Annotated in this window: 14 protein-coding genes; 10 read left to right on the top strand and 4 right to left on the bottom strand. The window is 71.3% G+C overall.

Annotated features, from left to right (window positions below):
- Positions 1–474 (bottom strand): nucleoside deaminase, encoded by a 474-nt coding sequence (locus tag TAE01_RS02280; RefSeq protein ID WP_147062911.1) that lies wholly within the window; start codon positions 472–474, stop codon positions 1–3.
- On the bottom strand, positions 471–1,901 hold the full coding sequence (locus tag TAE01_RS02275) for a purine-cytosine permease family protein (RefSeq protein WP_147062909.1): 1,431 nt from the start codon (positions 1,899–1,901) through the stop codon (positions 471–473). The genes TAE01_RS02280 and TAE01_RS02275 overlap by 4 nt, the downstream gene beginning before the upstream one ends.
- Positions 1,902–2,301: 400 nt before the next feature.
- Here TAE01_RS02275 and TAE01_RS02270 point away from each other — a divergent pair, with 400 nt between their 5' ends.
- From TAE01_RS02270 to TAE01_RS02255, 4 genes are read left to right on the top strand one after another with little or no spacing between them, the layout of a single operon-like run.
- Positions 2,302–3,018: a nucleotidyltransferase family protein gene (locus tag TAE01_RS02270; protein WP_443098118.1), complete on the top strand. Its 717-nt coding sequence runs from the start codon at positions 2,302–2,304 to the stop codon at positions 3,016–3,018.
- Between the two features lie 30 nt (positions 3,019–3,048).
- Entirely contained in the window at positions 3,049–3,954 is a 906-nt protein-coding gene (locus TAE01_RS02265) for an AAA family ATPase (RefSeq protein WP_425581110.1), read from the top strand.
- A complete protein-coding gene (locus TAE01_RS02260; RefSeq protein ID WP_147062904.1) occupies positions 3,951–5,060 on the top strand; it encodes a vWA domain-containing protein in 1,110 nt (369 codons plus the stop codon). Before TAE01_RS02265 ends, TAE01_RS02260 begins: the two co-directional genes overlap by 4 nt.
- A complete protein-coding gene (locus TAE01_RS02255) occupies positions 5,053–6,234 on the top strand; it encodes an XdhC family protein (protein ID WP_147062902.1) in 1,182 nt (393 codons plus the stop codon). Before TAE01_RS02260 ends, TAE01_RS02255 begins: the two co-directional genes overlap by 8 nt.
- A 114-nt stretch (positions 6,235–6,348) precedes the next feature.
- Here the strand turns inward: TAE01_RS02255 and TAE01_RS02250 are convergent, their stop codons facing one another.
- A complete protein-coding gene (locus TAE01_RS02250; RefSeq protein ID WP_147062900.1) occupies positions 6,349–6,843 on the bottom strand; it encodes a PaaI family thioesterase in 495 nt (164 codons plus the stop codon).
- An 83-nt stretch (positions 6,844–6,926) separates the two neighbouring features.
- On the opposite strand from TAE01_RS02250, the gene TAE01_RS02245 reads away from it, so the two are divergent.
- The 3 genes from TAE01_RS02245 (at position 6,927) to TAE01_RS02235 (ending at position 9,157) form a co-directional block, all read left to right on the top strand.
- Positions 6,927–7,676 (top strand): FadR/GntR family transcriptional regulator, encoded by a 750-nt coding sequence (locus tag TAE01_RS02245; protein WP_147062898.1) that lies wholly within the window; start codon positions 6,927–6,929, stop codon positions 7,674–7,676.
- Positions 7,676–8,503 carry a sterol desaturase family protein gene (locus TAE01_RS02240; protein ID WP_147062897.1) on the top strand — a complete coding sequence of 276 codons (828 nt, stop codon included), beginning with the start codon at positions 7,676–7,678 and terminating at the stop codon, positions 8,501–8,503. The genes TAE01_RS02245 and TAE01_RS02240 overlap by 1 nt, the downstream gene beginning before the upstream one ends.
- An 84-nt stretch (positions 8,504–8,587) precedes the next feature.
- Positions 8,588–9,157 (top strand): NADPH-dependent FMN reductase, encoded by a 570-nt coding sequence (locus TAE01_RS02235; protein WP_147062894.1) that lies wholly within the window; start codon positions 8,588–8,590, stop codon positions 9,155–9,157.
- Positions 9,158–9,328: 171 nt separating this feature from the next.
- Here the strand turns inward: TAE01_RS02235 and mgrA are convergent, their stop codons facing one another.
- The gene (gene mgrA / locus TAE01_RS02230; protein ID WP_147062892.1) at positions 9,329–10,372 is read right to left on the bottom strand and encodes an L-glyceraldehyde 3-phosphate reductase; all 1,044 of its coding nucleotides are present in this window, start codon (positions 10,370–10,372) and stop codon (positions 9,329–9,331) included.
- 184 nt (positions 10,373–10,556) lie between these two features.
- On the opposite strand from mgrA, the gene TAE01_RS02225 reads away from it, so the two are divergent.
- From TAE01_RS02225 to TAE01_RS02215, 3 genes are read left to right on the top strand one after another with little or no spacing between them, the layout of a single operon-like run.
- Positions 10,557–11,057: a (2Fe-2S)-binding protein gene (locus tag TAE01_RS02225; RefSeq protein WP_147062890.1), complete on the top strand. Its 501-nt coding sequence runs from the start codon at positions 10,557–10,559 to the stop codon at positions 11,055–11,057.
- Positions 11,054–13,540, top strand: coding sequence for a xanthine dehydrogenase family protein molybdopterin-binding subunit (locus tag TAE01_RS02220; protein ID WP_147062888.1), 2,487 nt, complete (start codon positions 11,054–11,056; stop codon positions 13,538–13,540). The genes TAE01_RS02225 and TAE01_RS02220 overlap by 4 nt, the downstream gene beginning before the upstream one ends.
- Positions 13,537–14,394 carry an FAD binding domain-containing protein gene (locus TAE01_RS02215; RefSeq protein WP_147062886.1) on the top strand — a complete coding sequence of 286 codons (858 nt, stop codon included), beginning with the start codon at positions 13,537–13,539 and terminating at the stop codon, positions 14,392–14,394. The genes TAE01_RS02220 and TAE01_RS02215 overlap by 4 nt, the downstream gene beginning before the upstream one ends.
- Positions 14,395–14,400: the final 6 nt, after the last annotated feature.

Here is a 14,400-nt window from a genome sequence, read left to right as displayed (position 1 = left end):
TCAGTCGACGCCGATGTCCTCGTTCCACAGGTCGGGGCGGGCTGCGATGAAGTCGGTCATCATGCGCACGCAGTCGGGGTCATCGAGCAGGACGACCTCGACGCCGGCGTCGTCCGCGAGCCAGTCGTGGCCGCCGGTGAAGGTCCTGGACTCGCCGATGACCAGTCGGCTGATGCCGAACTGCCGGATCAGCCCCGAGCAGTACCAGCACGGCGACAGCGTGGTCACCATCGTCGTCCCACGGTAGGACCGCTGCCGGCCGGCCTTCCGGAAGGCGTCTGTCTCCCCGTGGATGGACGGGTCGTCCTCCTGGACCCGGCGGTTGCGGCCGCGGCCGAGCAGCGTGCCGTCGGCGGCGAAGAGCGCCCCGCCGATCGGGATGCCGCCCTCGGCCAGCCCCGCGCGCGCCTCGTCCAGGGCGACGGCGAGCATGTCCCGGTCGGAGTCGGACCCGGCGGACGGCTTGACCGTCATGCCGTCACCCCCACGGAGGTGCGGGCGGGCAGCAGGCGGCGCAGGACGGCATACAACCCAGCGGCGAGGACGAACCCGACGAGGAAGGTGATGTCACCGATGCCCGGGCTGGCCTTGACGATGACGCCGGCGTACAACGTCTGGTTGGAGAACAGCCAGATCGAGACCACCATGGCCACGAACATCGCGATGGCCCCGGCCCAGTTGACGTAGCGACGGTCGGTCGCGATCGCGCTCACCTCGGCCCGCGGATCTCCGCGGCGCAGCAGGCGGTCGGTGAGGACGACGCCGAGCCACGGGCCGATCCAGTAGGCGATGACGAGCAGGAAGTTCTCGTAGTTGGTGCCGGCGTTCTGCAGGCCGAAGAGCGCCAGGACGAGACCGAGCAGGCCGAAGACGACCGCGACGATGGCGCGGGCGCGGTGCGGCGGCAGGCTGATGCCGAGCGCCAGGAACGACATGGCGCCGGAGTAGATGTTGAGCGCGTTGGCAGCGACCGCCCCCAAGGCGATGCACAGGAGGGTGAGGTCACCGAGCCACGTCGGCATGAGCCCGGTGTAGACGCCGGGATCGACCGCCGCGGCCTTCCCCGCGGCGGAGACCATCGCCGCGCCGGCCGCCTCGAGGACGATGCACGAGATGCTGATGCCGAGGGCGGCGAAGAGGCCGACGGTCCTGGCCTTCGACGTCTTCGGGAGGTAGCGGGTGTAGTCCGACGCGTACGGGTTCCAGCCGCAGGCGTAGCCGAAGGCCGCAGCGGTCTGGATGAGGAACGCGCCCGGGACCGGCTTGCCCGCCGCGCCCAGGTCCGCCTTGGAGAACACGAAGTACAGGCCGAGGGCGAAGACGACCGCGAGCAGCGGCAGCGCGTAGCGCTCGAAGGCGTGGACGAGGTTGTGCCCCAGGAACGCGATGAGCAGCTGCGCCGCCACCACGACGACCAGGCAGAGCCAGGTCGGCAGGCCCCCGACGAGCGCGTGCAGGGCGAGGGCACCGCTGATGCTGTTGACCGCGAACCACCCGATGCCGGCGACGAGCGCGTTGAGCCCGGCAGGCAGGATGTTGCCGAGGAAGCCGAAGCCGGTGCGGGAGAGCACCATCTGCGCCAGGCCGTGCTGGGGGCCCCAGCTCGACAGGACGCCGTGCGTCACCGAGCCGAGCACCGTGCCGAGGATGATCGCGGCCAGGGTCTGCCCGAAGGACAGACCGAAGAAGAGCGGGCCGATGATGCCCACGGCGACCGTCGCGAACTCGAGGTTCGGGCTCATCCACGTCCACAGGAGGTTGACCGGGCTGCCGTGCCGCTCGCTGTCGGGGATCTGCTCGATGCCACCCGGCTCGACGGCCAAGGTCTTGGAGCCGTAGTGCTCGGCGCCGATGGGATTGGAGTCCTCGACGGAGACGGCTTGCCGCTCAGCTGGTGTCATGGGCGTGATGATCCCGCACCTGCCGCCCCAGTGGGTTTCCGAGGTGTAACGGGAGGCTGGGTTGCCGCTGGGTGCGGTGACGCCGGTCCGCGCTGCGGTCGATGTGAGATCTTCCGGCGGGCATGCCGACGCCGACGATGCGTTGTGACTCTGACTCCCTTGGACAGCGGCGCAACATGGCGGCGGTGTCCTCGTTGACGCAACGGTCCGCACGTCAACCCGAGGCGGCCCGAGCAGAAGATGGGGTCAACCCCGTTGTCGTCCGATCCGCGCTCGCCAAGGCTCACTCGCGGCGGGGTGACGCGGGTTCGTCGGAGAACGCATGAGAGCGGTAGGAACCAGCTCCGCGGGTAGGTTCGCGCATGTGAGTGACCAGGAAGGTGTTTCCTACGCGGCGGCGGTGCATGGGCGAGCCGCACACGTGCGCGGGCTTGTCCTGGCAGCGGGTGCCGGCAGGCGCATGGGTGGGCCGAAGGCTCTGGTTCGACGCCACCCGGGCGAGCCGACGCTCGTCGAGCGCGCCGTCTCGCTGCTCCACGCCGGCGGGTGCTCCGGCATCACCGTCGTCGTCGGTGCCGCCGCCGAAGAGGTCACCGCCATCGTCACGGCGCTCGGGCGTGATGTCGACGTCGTGACCTGCCCCGGCTGGGACGAGGGAATGGGCGCCTCCCTCCGCGCCGGCCTCACGGCGCTGACCCGCTCGACCCACGAGGGCGAGGGCTGTGTCGACGCCGTGCTCGTCACGCTCGTCGACCTGCCGGACCTGACCCCCGAGGTCATCGCGCGGGTGCTCGATGCCCCGGGCCACGTCGACAACGACCACTCGCCGCACCCCGACCCCGACGGGCACGCCGTCGAGACGCCGGCCACCACCGCCACTTCAGCCCCCACGAGCCAGGAGCTCCGAGCGACCCTCCGCCGGGCGGCATACGACGGCGTGCCCGGACACCCGGCGCTCATCGGGCGCGACCACTGGGAGCAGGTCATCGCCTCGGCGACCGGCGACCACGGCGCCCGCCACTACTTCCGCACCACCCCGCACGAGCTCGTCGAGTGCGGCGACCTCGCGACGGGCCGCGACGTCGACACCCCCGAAGAGCTCGACACGTCTCGCTGACAGGGCCCTCCGCTTCCGCAACCTGAGTTCATGAGTGATGCTCAGGGGATGGATCACCTGTTCAACAGTGCCGACGACGTCACGACCGCCCTCGGCGGCACGGGCTACCTCGCCGACGACGCGCTCGCGACGATCACCTTCCTCGCGACCCGGCTGAACCGGCCGATCCTGCTCGAGGGCGAGCCCGGCACCGGCAAGACCGCCCTCGCCGAGGGCCTCGCCCAGGCGCTCGACCTCAAGCTGATCCGCCTCCAGTGCTACGAGGGCATCGACGCGACGCAGGCCCTCTACGACTGGGACTTCCCGCGGCAGATCCTGCACCTGCGCACCGTCGAGGCCCTGTCCCGCGACGAGCGCCATGACCCCAAGGCCCTCGAGGCCGAGCTCTTCGACGAGCGCTTCCTCCTCGCGCGCCCCGTGCTCCAGGCCCTGCGCGAAGCACCCTGCGTGCTGCTCATCGACGAGATCGACCGCGCCGACGACGAGTTCGAGGCCTTCCTCCTCGAGGTCCTCTCCACCTGGCAGGTGACGATCCCCGAGCTCGGCACCATCGCAGCCGCGACCCCGCCGATCGTCGTCCTCACCTCCAACCGCACCCGCGAGCTGCACGACGCGCTCAAGCGCCGCTGCCTGTACCACTGGATCGACCACCCCGGCCTGGCCCGCGAGCTCGAGATCGTGCGCACCCGCCTGCCCGAGGTGAGCGCCGCGCTCGCCGAGCAGGTCGTCACGCTCGTCCAGCGCCTCCGCACGAGCGGCGAGCTCATCAAGCCTCCGGGCGTCGCCGAGACCCTCGACTGGGCGCGCGCCCTCGAGACCGTCGGCGCCACGCGCCTCGACCCCGAGGTCGCCGCCGCCACCCTCGGCGCCGCCCTGAAGTACCGCGAGGACTCCGAGAGGATCCGCGCCTCGCTCGACAAGCTGCTCACCGCATGACCCAGCAGGCCGAGCCGGACGTCGACGAGCTGCTCCTCGGCTTCGCCCGCGCCCTGCGCGCCGCCGGCATCAACGTCACCGCCGACCGTGAGCGCACCTTCCTCGTCGCCGCGGCCACCGTCGGCATGGGCGAGCGCACCGGCGTCTACTGGGCCGGCCGCTCGACCCTGACGTCGACGCCCGCGGACTTCCCGGCCTACGACGAGCTCTTCGAGCGCTGGTTCGGCGGCGAGTCCATCCCCCAGGGCCGCCGCGTCGACATCCAACGCCCGCCCGTGACGCAGGCGCCGCTCGGCGACACCGAGGGGGAGGCCGGCGACGGCGACGCCGACACGATCCAGGCCCGGTCGAGCGCGCAGGAGGTGCTGCGCCACCGCGACGTCGCCAGCCTCAGCGCCGCCGACCGCGCCGCCGCCGCGCGCCTCTTCGCGAGCCTCGACCCTCGCTCGCCGCTGTGCCGCGCCCGCCGCCACGTCCGCGCGAGCAGCGGCACCGTCGACGGCCCCGCCACGCTCCGCGAGCAGCTGCGCCGCATGGGCGAGCCCGGCCGCATCCACCACCGCCGCCGCGGCACCCGCCCGCGCCGCATCGTCCTGCTCATCGACATCTCCGGCTCCATGAGCCCGTATGCCGACAGCCTCCTGCGCCTCGCCCACGTCTTCGTGCGCACGGTGCCCCACGTCGAGGTCTTCACCATGGGCACCCGCCTGACCCACGTGACCCGCGCCCTCACCGAGCGCGACCCCGACCGCGCGCTCGCCGCCGCCGGACGCGTCGTCCCCGACTGGTCGGGCGGCACCCGCCTCGGCGAGGCCATCGGCGCCTTCCTCGACCGCTGGGGCCGGCGCGGTATGGCCCGCGGCTCCGTCGTCGTTGTCTTCTCCGACGGCTGGGAACGCGAGGGACCGGAGGTGCTCGGTGAGCAGATGCGTCGCCTCAGTGCCCTCTCGCACCGGGTCGTGTGGGCCAACCCGCACCGCGGCAAGGACGGCTACCAGCCGGTGCAGCAGGGGATCGTCGCGGCCCTGCCGCACATCGACGACTTCGTCGCAGGGCACTCGCTCGCGGCGTTCGAGGAGCTGATCGAGGTGGTGGCCCGTGCGTGAGGTGATGGACGAGCTGATGCAGTGGTGGTCGGCCGGCGAGACCGTCGGCGTCGGCACCGTCGTCGGCACGTGGCGCTCGGCGCCGCGCCAGGCCGGCGCCTCGATGCTCGTCGGCCCCGGCGGCGAGGCCGTGGGCTCCGTCTCCGGCGGCTGCGTCGAGGGCGCCGTCTACGAGCTGGGCCAGGAGGTCGTCGAGACCGGCAGGCCCGTGCTCCAGCGCTACGGCGTCAGCGACGACGACGCGTATGCCGTGGGGCTGACCTGCGGGGGCATCCTCGACGTCTTCGTCGAGAAGGTGAACCGCGAGACCTTCCCCGAGCTCGGTGACGTCGCCGCCGACATCGCCGCCGGGCGCCCCGTCGCCGTCATCACCGTCATCGAGCACCCCGAGCCCACGTGGGTCGGCCGGCGCGTCGTCGTGCACCCCGAGGCCGACGGGCCGGACAAGGGCGACGACACGGCATCCGTGCTCGGCTCGCTCGGCAGCGGCCGCGCGGACGATGCCGTCCGCGACGACGCGAGAGGGCTTCTGGCACAGGGCCGCTCGGCGATCCTCACCTACGGCCCCGACGGGGAGCGTCGCGGCGAGGGCATGCGGGTCTTCGTCGCCGCGCACGCCCCGAAGCCGCGGATGCTCGTCTTCGGTGCCATCGACTTCGCCGCCGCCGTCGCGCGGGTCGGCGGCTTCCTCGGCTACTACGTCACGGTGTGCGACGCCCGGCCCGTCTTCGCGACGAAGACCCGCTTCCCCGGCGCCGACGAGGTCATCGTCAAGTGGCCGCACGACTACCTCCAGAACGAGGTCGACGAGGGCCGCATCGACAGCCGCACCGTCATCGCCGTGCTCACCCACGACCCGAAGTTCGACGTGCCGCTGCTCGAGGTCGCGCTGCGGCTGCCCGACGTCGCCTACATCGGCGCCATGGGCTCACGGCGCACCCACGAGGACCGGCTCGAGCGGCTGCGCGAGGCCGGCCTCACCGTCGGCGAGCTGGCCCGGATGAGCTCACCCATCGGGCTCGACCTCGGCGCCCGCACGCCCGAGGAGACCGCCGTCTCGATCGCCGCCGAGATCATCGCGCTGCGGTGGGGCGGCGCGGGCGAGCGGCTCGCCGCGACCGACGGACCCATCCACCACCACCATCCCGCGCACGACAACGCCGTCGGGGAGTGAGGGCCTGGTCGGGACGACCGACCGGGCTCGCACCCTGCTCCGCTTTCGGGAGCAGGTTCCGAGCGCGCCGAGCGCTCCGAGCGCACCCGACCCGTCGACGCCCGGCCCGCCTCGTCAGCTGCGCGGGCGCCAGCGCTTCCACACGGCCGTCGCCTCGGCCCGCACCTTGCCGTCGTGGAGCAGCTGCACCGCGACCGTGATCTGCGGCTCGTCGGACTCGGTGACGACGGCGCGCAGCTCGACCGCGTCGTGCAGCGGCGCGGGCCGCAGGTAGCGGACGTCGAGCCCGGCCGTCACGTAGGCGAGGTCCGCCCCCGGCAGCGGCGGCCAGCCCCGACGCTCGGCCTCGAGCATGACGGCGGCCGCGCTGTGGCAGTCGAGGACCGTGCCGATGATCCCGCCGTTGAGGTAGCCCAGGCCGTTGTCGTGCTCGGGCCACGGCGTGAAGGTCGCGACGACGCCACCCGACGCCTCGCTCGACGTCTCAGCCGACGTCTCGCCTGACGCGTCACCCAGCGGATAGCTCTGGAGCCGCAGCCCCTTGCCGTTGCCCGGCCCGCAGCCGAAGCACGGGAGGTCGGGGTAGAGCCTCTCCTGGATGCTCAGCATGGGCTCACGCTACCCGTGGCCCTCGTCTCACCACTGGTCCAACCTCTTGATGAGTTGGTCCGTCCGGTGTCATCCTGCACCCCATGCCCGAGAGTGCCCCCGACGGCGGATTCAGCCCCGTCCAGCGCCGGTCCGTGTCCGACGAGGTCTTCGCCGAGCTGCGCGACGCGATCCTCACCGGGCGCTTCCGGCCCGGCGATCCCCTGCCGTCCGAGCGCGAGCTCGCGGCCTCCTTCGCCGTCAACCGGCACGCCGTCCGCGAAGCCCTCAAGCGCCTCCAGGAGGCCGGCTTCGTCCAGATCGTCCACGGCGGCGCGACCACGGTGCTCGACGTCCGCAGCAGCGCCGGCCTCGACCTGCTCGCCCACCTGGCCCGCTCGGGCGAGGGCCTCGACCCGCTCATCCTGCGCGACGGGCTCGAGATGCGTCGCTGCATCGGCGTCGAGGCGGCACGCGTCGCCGCCACCCGGGCCACCGACGAGGCACGCGAGCGCGTCGTGGCGGCAGCGGCGGCCTACGACATCGACGACGACACGGACGCCGACCGCCACTTCTGGCTCGAGGTCGTCGAGGCCAGCGGCAACCTCACCTTCCGGCTCGCCCTCAACTCGCTCGTCCAGGCCATCGACAGCGGCCCCGACGTCATGGACGCCCTGCTCGCCGCCGACCGGGCCGACCTGCTGCCGCACGCGCCGCTCGCCGCGGCCATCGCCGACGGCGACGCCGTGCTGGCCGCGCGCCTCGCCGACGAGATCCTCAGCCAGGCCGTCGACGTGTGGGCCTCGCTCACCGACTCCGGACGCACCCTGGACCCGGTGACCCGAGGCGCCTGATGGTCGACATCATCCTGACCGCGATCCCGTTCTTCATCGCGTTCATCGTCGTCGAGGTCGTCTCGCTGTGGTTCGCACCCGACGACGACGAGGTCGGCTACGAGGTGCGCGACACCGTCACGAGCCTGACCATGGGCCTCGGGAGCGTCGGGATCGGCGTCGTCTACAGGGCCCTGCAGCTCGTCGTCTACGCCGCGTTGTATGCCGTGACGCCCCTTCGCCTCGACACCTCGCTGTGGTGGGTGTGGGTCGTCATCGTCCTCGCCGAGGACCTCGCGTACTACTGGTACCACCGCGCCCACCACGAGGTGCGGATCCTCTGGGCCAGCCACGTCGTGCACCACTCAAGCCAGCGCTACAACTTCTCGACCGCGCTTCGCCAGACGTGGACACCGTTCGGCGGCATCCCGTTCTGGGCCCCGCTCGCCCTCCTCGGCGTGCCGGTCTGGGCGATCTTCCTCCAGCAGTCGATCTCGCTCGTCTACCAGTTCTTCCTGCACACCGAGCGGGTCGGGAGGCTCTGGCGCCCGGTCGAGCTCGTCATGAACACGCCCTCGCACCACCGCGTGCACCACGGCATGAACAACGCCTACCTCGACCGCAACTACGGCGGCATCCTCATCGTCTGGGACCGGCTCTTCCGCTCCTTCGAGGCCGAGGGCGACCGCGTCGTCTACGGCCTGACCAAGCAGCTGCGCACCCACAACCCGCTCGTCGTCGCGACCCACGAGTACGCCTCGATCTGGGCCGACGTCCGGACCGCGCGCACGTGGCGCGAGCGCTGGGGCTTCATCGTGCGCGGCCCCGGCTGGCAGCCCGGGACCTGAGCCGGCGGGTCTGGCCGAGCCCCGGCCCGAGGGCCACGATGGGGTGATGGGGGCGGCCCCCGCTCCCGGACCAGGAGGACCATCGTGAGCACGTACCAGGTCGGCTACTTCGTGGGCAGCCTGTCATCGACCTCGATCAACCGGACGCTGAGCACGGCGCTCATCGCCGTCTCCCCACCCGACCTCGAGTTCACCGAGATCCCGATCGGCAACCTGCCGCTCTACAGCCCGGACTTCGACGCCGACTACCCGGCCGGGCCGAGGGCGCTCAAGGAGGCCATCGCCGCGTCGAGCGCCGTCCTCTTCGTGACGCCGGAGTACAACCGCTCGATCCCCGGCGCCCTGAAGAACGCCATCGACTGGGCGTCACGCCCCTGGGGCCAGAACTCCTTCAACCACCTGCCGGCCGCCGTCATCGGCGCCTCGCCCGGCCAGATCGGCACGGCGCTCGCCCAGCAGAGCCTGCGTGCCGTCCTCAGCTTCTGCAACGCCCGCCAGATGACCTCGCCCGAGGCCTACGTCCGGCTTGCGCCCGGCGCGATCACCGACGACGGCGACGTCACGGACGAGTCGATGAAGCAGTTCCTCACCGACTTCATGCAGGAGTTCCGCGACCACGTCGAGCGCGTCCTGACGGTGCTGCCCCGCGACTGAGGTCCGCGTCGGGCGCCGGCGCGGCTTCCGACAGGGGCCGATCGCCACGTCAGTGCTCCACGAGGTGGAGCACTGACGTAGTGGCCGGCGCCGGGACCGCGCGGGGGCTCGATCCCGGGCACCCGGCATACGACCGAGGGCCGGTGAGGCTCGGTGGGACTCGGTAGGGCGTCAGTGGGCGCTCGAGGTCTTCCAGAGGTTGATGCCGCCCTCGACCGCGTGCTGGTCGATCGTGTCGAGCTCCTCCTGGCTGAACTCGAGGTTGTCGAGCGAGCCGAGGCTGTTCTCGAGCTGGCCCACCGACGACGCCCCGATGAGCACCGAGGTGACGCGCTGGTCGCGCAGGATCCACGCGAGCGCCATCTGCGCGAGCGACTGGCCGCGCTGCTTCGCCATCTCGTTGAGCGCGCGGATGTGTGTGAGGTTCTGCTCGGTCAGCAGGTCGGTCGACAGGGACTTGTCCTGCGACGCGCGCGAGCCCTCCGGCACGCCATCGAGGTACTTGTCGGTGAGCATGCCCTGCGCGAGCGGGCTGAAGGCGATGCAGCCGACACCCTCGTCGCCGAGCACGTCGAGCAGGTCCTCCTCGACCCAGCGGTTGAGCATCGAGTAGCTCGGCTGGTGGATGAGCAGCGGCGTGCCGAGGTCGCGGAGGATCTGCACGGCCTCGCGGGTGCGCGGACCCGAGTAGCTCGAGATGCCGGCATACAACGCCTTGCCCTGGCGCACCGCGGTGTCGAGCGCGCCCATCGTCTCCTCGAGCGGCGTCGTCTCGTCGAAACGGTGGGAGTAGAAGATGTCGACGTAGTCGACGCCCATGCGGGCCAGCGACTGGTCGAGCGAGGACAGGACGTACTTGCGGCTGCCGCCGCCCTGGCCGTACGGGCCCGGCCACATGTCGTAGCCGGCCTTCGTCGAGAGGATCAGCTCGTCGCGGTAGCGCTTGAAGTCCTGCGCATAGATCGCGCCGAAGTTGCGCTCGGCGCTGCCGTAGGGCGGGCCGTAGTTGTTGGCGAGGTCGAAGTGCGTGACGCCGAGGTCGAAGGCGCGGCGCAGCGTCGCGCGCTGGCGGTCGAGGGGCACGTCGTCGCCGAAGTTGTGCCACAGGCCGAGCGAGACGGCCGGCAGGTCGAGGCCGGAGCGACCCGTCCGGCGGTAGGTCATCGAGTCGTAGCGGTTTCGCGCGGCCTGGTAGTCGTCGGCGTGAAGAGTCATGCGTCCCAGTCTCGTCTGCGGGAGGTGTGTCGCGGAAGGCGGGGTTGCGTCGGGCCGTGACGGGGCCCCGGCTGTGGATGTGGAGGGTTATTCCTGTTGCCCTTGTGAAGTAGTTGAACCCGAGTAAGACTGCGCGTGGGGAAGTCAACGATGTCAACTGCAGCGTGGCAGGAGGACCGACAGCATGACCCGAATCAAAGTGACCGTCGACGGGGTGAGCTACTCCGACGAGGTCGAGCCCAGGACTCTTCTGGTCCAGTACCTCCGTGAAGGGCTGGGCAAGACCGGAACCGTCGTCGGGTGCGACACGAGCAACTGCGGTGCCTGCACCGTGCACCTCGACGGCACGAGTGTGAAGTCGTGCAACGTCCTCGCCGTCCAAGCCGACGGCCACGAAGTGACGACGATCGAGGGGCTCGCCGAGAACGGCGAGCTCCACCCGGTCCAGCAGGCCTTCCACGAGTGCCATGCGCTCCAGTGCGGCTACTGCACGCCCGGCATGATCATGCAGGCGTGTGACGTGCTCAAGAACAACCCCGACCCCAGCGAGCAGGAGATCCGTGAGGGTCTCGAGGGCAACCTCTGCCGCTGCACCGGCTACCACAACATCGTCAAGGCCGTGCAGCAGGCGGCCGGCGCGATGAGCCCGGCAGGCTCGGCGAGCTCGCAGGCGGTGTCGTCATGACGATCACCGAGGACCGGGCCGCGGACGCCGCCACACCGGAGATCGGCAAGGCGCGCCGGCGCAAGGAGGACCAGCGCCTCATCACCGGCCGCACCCGCTGGACCGACAACATCCAGCTGCCCGGCATGCTGCACCTCGCCATGGTGCGCAGCCCGTTCGCGCACGCGACGATCAGCGCGATCGACGCGTCCGAGGCCAAGGGCAGCTCCGGCGTCGTCGCGATCTTCACCGGCGAGGACCTCAAGGACATCCAGGGCGTCAACATCACGGCGTGGCCGGTGTCCGCCGAGCAGAAGAGCCCCGACCACCTGCCCGTCGCGGTCTCGCACGTCGCGCACGCCGGAGAGATCGTCGCCGTCGTCGCGGCCCGGACCGCCGCCGAGGCGCGTGACGCCGCCGAGCTCGTCGACGTCGACTACGACGAGCTGCCCGCGGTGCTCGACCTCAAGAAGGCCGCCACCGACGAGGTGCTCGCCCACCCCGCCCTCGGCACCAACACGAGCGCCACGTGGCAGCTCGACTCCGCCGGCCAGGGCTCCGGCGGCGACGTCGAGGAGGCGATCGCGACCGCCCGCGAGGGCGGCATCCTCATCGAGCGCGAGTACCGCCAGCAGCGCCTCATCCCCGCCTTCATGGAGCCGCGCTCGACGGTCGTCGACCCGACCGGTGAGCAGGTGACGATGTGGTCGGCCACCCAGGTGCCGCACGTCCTGCGCTTCTGCATCGCCGCGACGACGGGCCTGCCCGAGTCGAAGATCCGCGTCGTCGCCCCCGACGTCGGCGGCGGTTTCGGCGGCAAGCTCCAGACGACCCCCGAGGAGTTCGCGACGCTCGCCGTCGCGCGCAAGCTCGGCAAGCCGGTCAAGTACACCGAGACCCGTTCCGAGACGATGGTCTCGGGCCACCACGGGCGCGACCAGTGGCAGAAGCTGACGCTCGCCGCCGAGAAGGACGGCCGCGTCACCGGCCTCAAGGTCGAGCTCATGGCCGACCTCGGGGCGTATGCCGCGCTCGTCGGAGGCGGCGTGCCGGTGCTCGGCGCGTGGATGTTCAACTCGATCTACAAGTTCGCGTCGTACCAGTTCAACGTGACGAACTACTACACGAACAAGACGTGGGTCGACGCCTACCGGGGGGCCGGTCGCCCCGAGGCGACGTATGCCATCGAGCGGCTCATGGACGAGCTCGCGGCCGAGGTCGGGGTCGACCCGCTCGAGATCCGCGAGAAGAACTGGATCACCCACGACGAGTTCCCGTTCACGACGGTCGCCGGCATGACGTACGACTCGGGCAACTACGAGGCGGCGACGGCCAAGGCCAAGGAGCTCTTCGGCTACGACGAGCTGCGGGCCGAGCAGAAGCGCCGGCGTGAGAGCAACGACCCGGTCCAGCTCGGCATCGGCGTCTCGACCTTCACCGAGATGTGCGGCCTCGCGCCCTCCCGCATCCTCGGCGCGCTCAACTACGGCGCCGGCGGCTGGGAGAGCGCGAGCATCCGGATGCTCGCCACCGGCACGGTCGAGGTCATCACCGGCGTCTCGCCCCACGGCCAGGGCCACGAGACGGCGTGGAGCCAGATCGTCGCCGACCGGCTCGGCGTCCCGTTCGAGAACGTCGAGGTGCTGCACGGCGACACCCAGATCTCGCCGAAGGGCATGGACACCTACGGCTCCCGGTCGCTCGTCGTGGGCGCCGAGGCCGTCGTCCGGGCCGCGGACAAGGTCATCGAGAAGGCCAAGGTCGTCGCCGCGCACCTGCTCGAGGCGAGCATCGACGACATCGAGTTCAACGCCGGCACGTTCGGCGTCAAGGGCACCGACAAGGGCATCTCGATGCCGGAGATCGCGCTCGCGGCGTGGACGGGGCACAACCTGCCCGACGGCATGGAGCCCTCGATCGACGCCGACGCGACGTTCGACCCCGACAACTTCTCCTTCCCGCACGGCACCCACCTGTGCGCGATGGAGGTCGACACCGAGACCGGGGCGACGTCGATGCGCAAGTACGTCTGCGTCGACGACATCGGCACCATCATCAACCCGCTCATCGTCGAGGGCCAGGTGCACGGCGGCCTCGTCCAGGGCATCGCGCAGGCCCTCTGGGAGGGTGCGGAGTACGACGAGCAGGGCACGCTCGTGACCGGCTCGTTCGTCGACTACACGCTGCCGACGTCGGCCGACACGATCAGCTTCATCACCGACCACACGACCTCGCCGTCGACCTACAACACCTTGGGCACCAAGGGAGTCGGTGAGGCGGGCGCCATCGCCTCGACCCCGGCGGTCGTCAACGCGATCGTCGACGCGGTGCGCCAGTTCGGCGTCAACGACATCCTCATGCCGTGCACGCCCGAGCGGGTCTGGAAGGCGATCGCGAAGGGCCGGTCGGTCCCCGGCGAGGGCGAGCGAGACGCCGCGCCGCACTTCGACGAGGGGGTCCCCAACCAGGATCCCGGCGCCGCGAACGATGGGAGCCAGGCATGATCCCCGCCCAGTTCGACTACCTCGCGCCCACGTCGGTGGCCGACGCCGTCGCGGCGCTCGCCGAACACGGTGACGAGGCCAAGGTGCTCGCCGGCGGTCAGTCGCTGCTGCCGATCCTGCGCATGCGGCTCAACGCGCCCGGGGTCGTCATCGACCTCGGTCGCATCCCCGAGCTCCAGGGCATCAGCGAGGACGGTGACCACCTCGTCATCGGAGCCATGACGACGTATGCCGCCGTGCTGGCCTCCGAGTCCGTCGGGGCCCATGCGGCCCTGCTGTCCAAGGCGGTCGCGACCGTCGCCGACCCGCAGATCCGCCACCGTGGCACCGTGGGCGGCGCGCTCGTGCACGCCGACCCGGCCGGTGACGTCGGCGCCCCGGCGCTCGCGCTCGGCGCCGAGCTCGTCATCGCCGGCGCCGACGGCTCGACCCGGACCGTCGCGGCCGAGGACTTCTTCGAGGACCTCTTCACCACCGCGGTCGGCGAGGGTGAGCTGCTGACGCAGATCCGCATCCCGAAGCACACCGGCTGGGGAGCGCACTACGAGAAGTTCGTCCGCGTCAGCCACCAGTGGTCGATCGTCGGGGTCGCGGCCACGGTGCGCAGCGAGGGCGGCTCGATCGCCGAGGCGCGGGTCGGCCTGACCAACATGGGCTCGACGCCCCTGCGGGCGCGCTCGGTCGAGGAGGCCCTCGTCGGGCAGCCCGCGACCGACGAGGCCGTGCGGGCTGCGGTCGCGTCCGTCGCCGAGGGCACCAACCCGCCCTCGGACCTCAACGGCGACGCCGACTACCGCAAGCACCTCGCCACGGTGCTGACGCGACGCGCGGTCCTCGCCGCGGCAGGAGCGTGAAGCCCG

Origin of the sequence: Terrabacter aerolatus, from assembly GCF_007991735.1 — a bacterium.
Taxonomy (GTDB): domain Bacteria; phylum Actinomycetota; class Actinomycetes; order Actinomycetales; family Dermatophilaceae; genus Terrabacter; species Terrabacter aerolatus.
Note: the sequence above shows the minus strand (reverse complement) of the source record. Positions and strands in the feature narration are given on the sequence as shown.

Bases quoted from the DNA above. Each gene is read 5' to 3' on its own strand.
- TAE01_RS02240 (WP_147062897.1), top strand. From the start codon at position 7,676: ATGGTCGACATCATCCTGACCGCGATCCCGTTCTTCATCGCGTTCATC.
- TAE01_RS02275 (WP_147062909.1), bottom strand. From the start codon at position 1,901: ATGACACCAGCTGAGCGGCAAGCCGTCTCCGTCGAGGACTCCAATCCC.
- TAE01_RS02265 (WP_425581110.1), top strand. From the start codon at position 3,049: ATGAGTGATGCTCAGGGGATGGATCACCTGTTCAACAGTGCCGACGAC.
- TAE01_RS02260 (WP_147062904.1), top strand. From the start codon at position 3,951: ATGACCCAGCAGGCCGAGCCGGACGTCGACGAGCTGCTCCTCGGCTTC.
- TAE01_RS02245 (WP_147062898.1), top strand. From the start codon at position 6,927: ATGCCCGAGAGTGCCCCCGACGGCGGATTCAGCCCCGTCCAGCGCCGG.
- TAE01_RS02225 (WP_147062890.1), top strand. From the start codon at position 10,557: ATGACCCGAATCAAAGTGACCGTCGACGGGGTGAGCTACTCCGACGAG.
- TAE01_RS02220 (WP_147062888.1), top strand. From the start codon at position 11,054: ATGACGATCACCGAGGACCGGGCCGCGGACGCCGCCACACCGGAGATC.
- TAE01_RS02215 (WP_147062886.1), top strand. From the start codon at position 13,537: ATGATCCCCGCCCAGTTCGACTACCTCGCGCCCACGTCGGTGGCCGAC.
- TAE01_RS02280 (WP_147062911.1), bottom strand. From the start codon at position 474: ATGACGGTCAAGCCGTCCGCCGGGTCCGACTCCGACCGGGACATGCTC.
- mgrA (WP_147062892.1), bottom strand. From the start codon at position 10,372: ATGACTCTTCACGCCGACGACTACCAGGCCGCGCGAAACCGCTACGAC.
- TAE01_RS02250 (WP_147062900.1), bottom strand. From the start codon at position 6,843: ATGCTGAGCATCCAGGAGAGGCTCTACCCCGACCTCCCGTGCTTCGGC.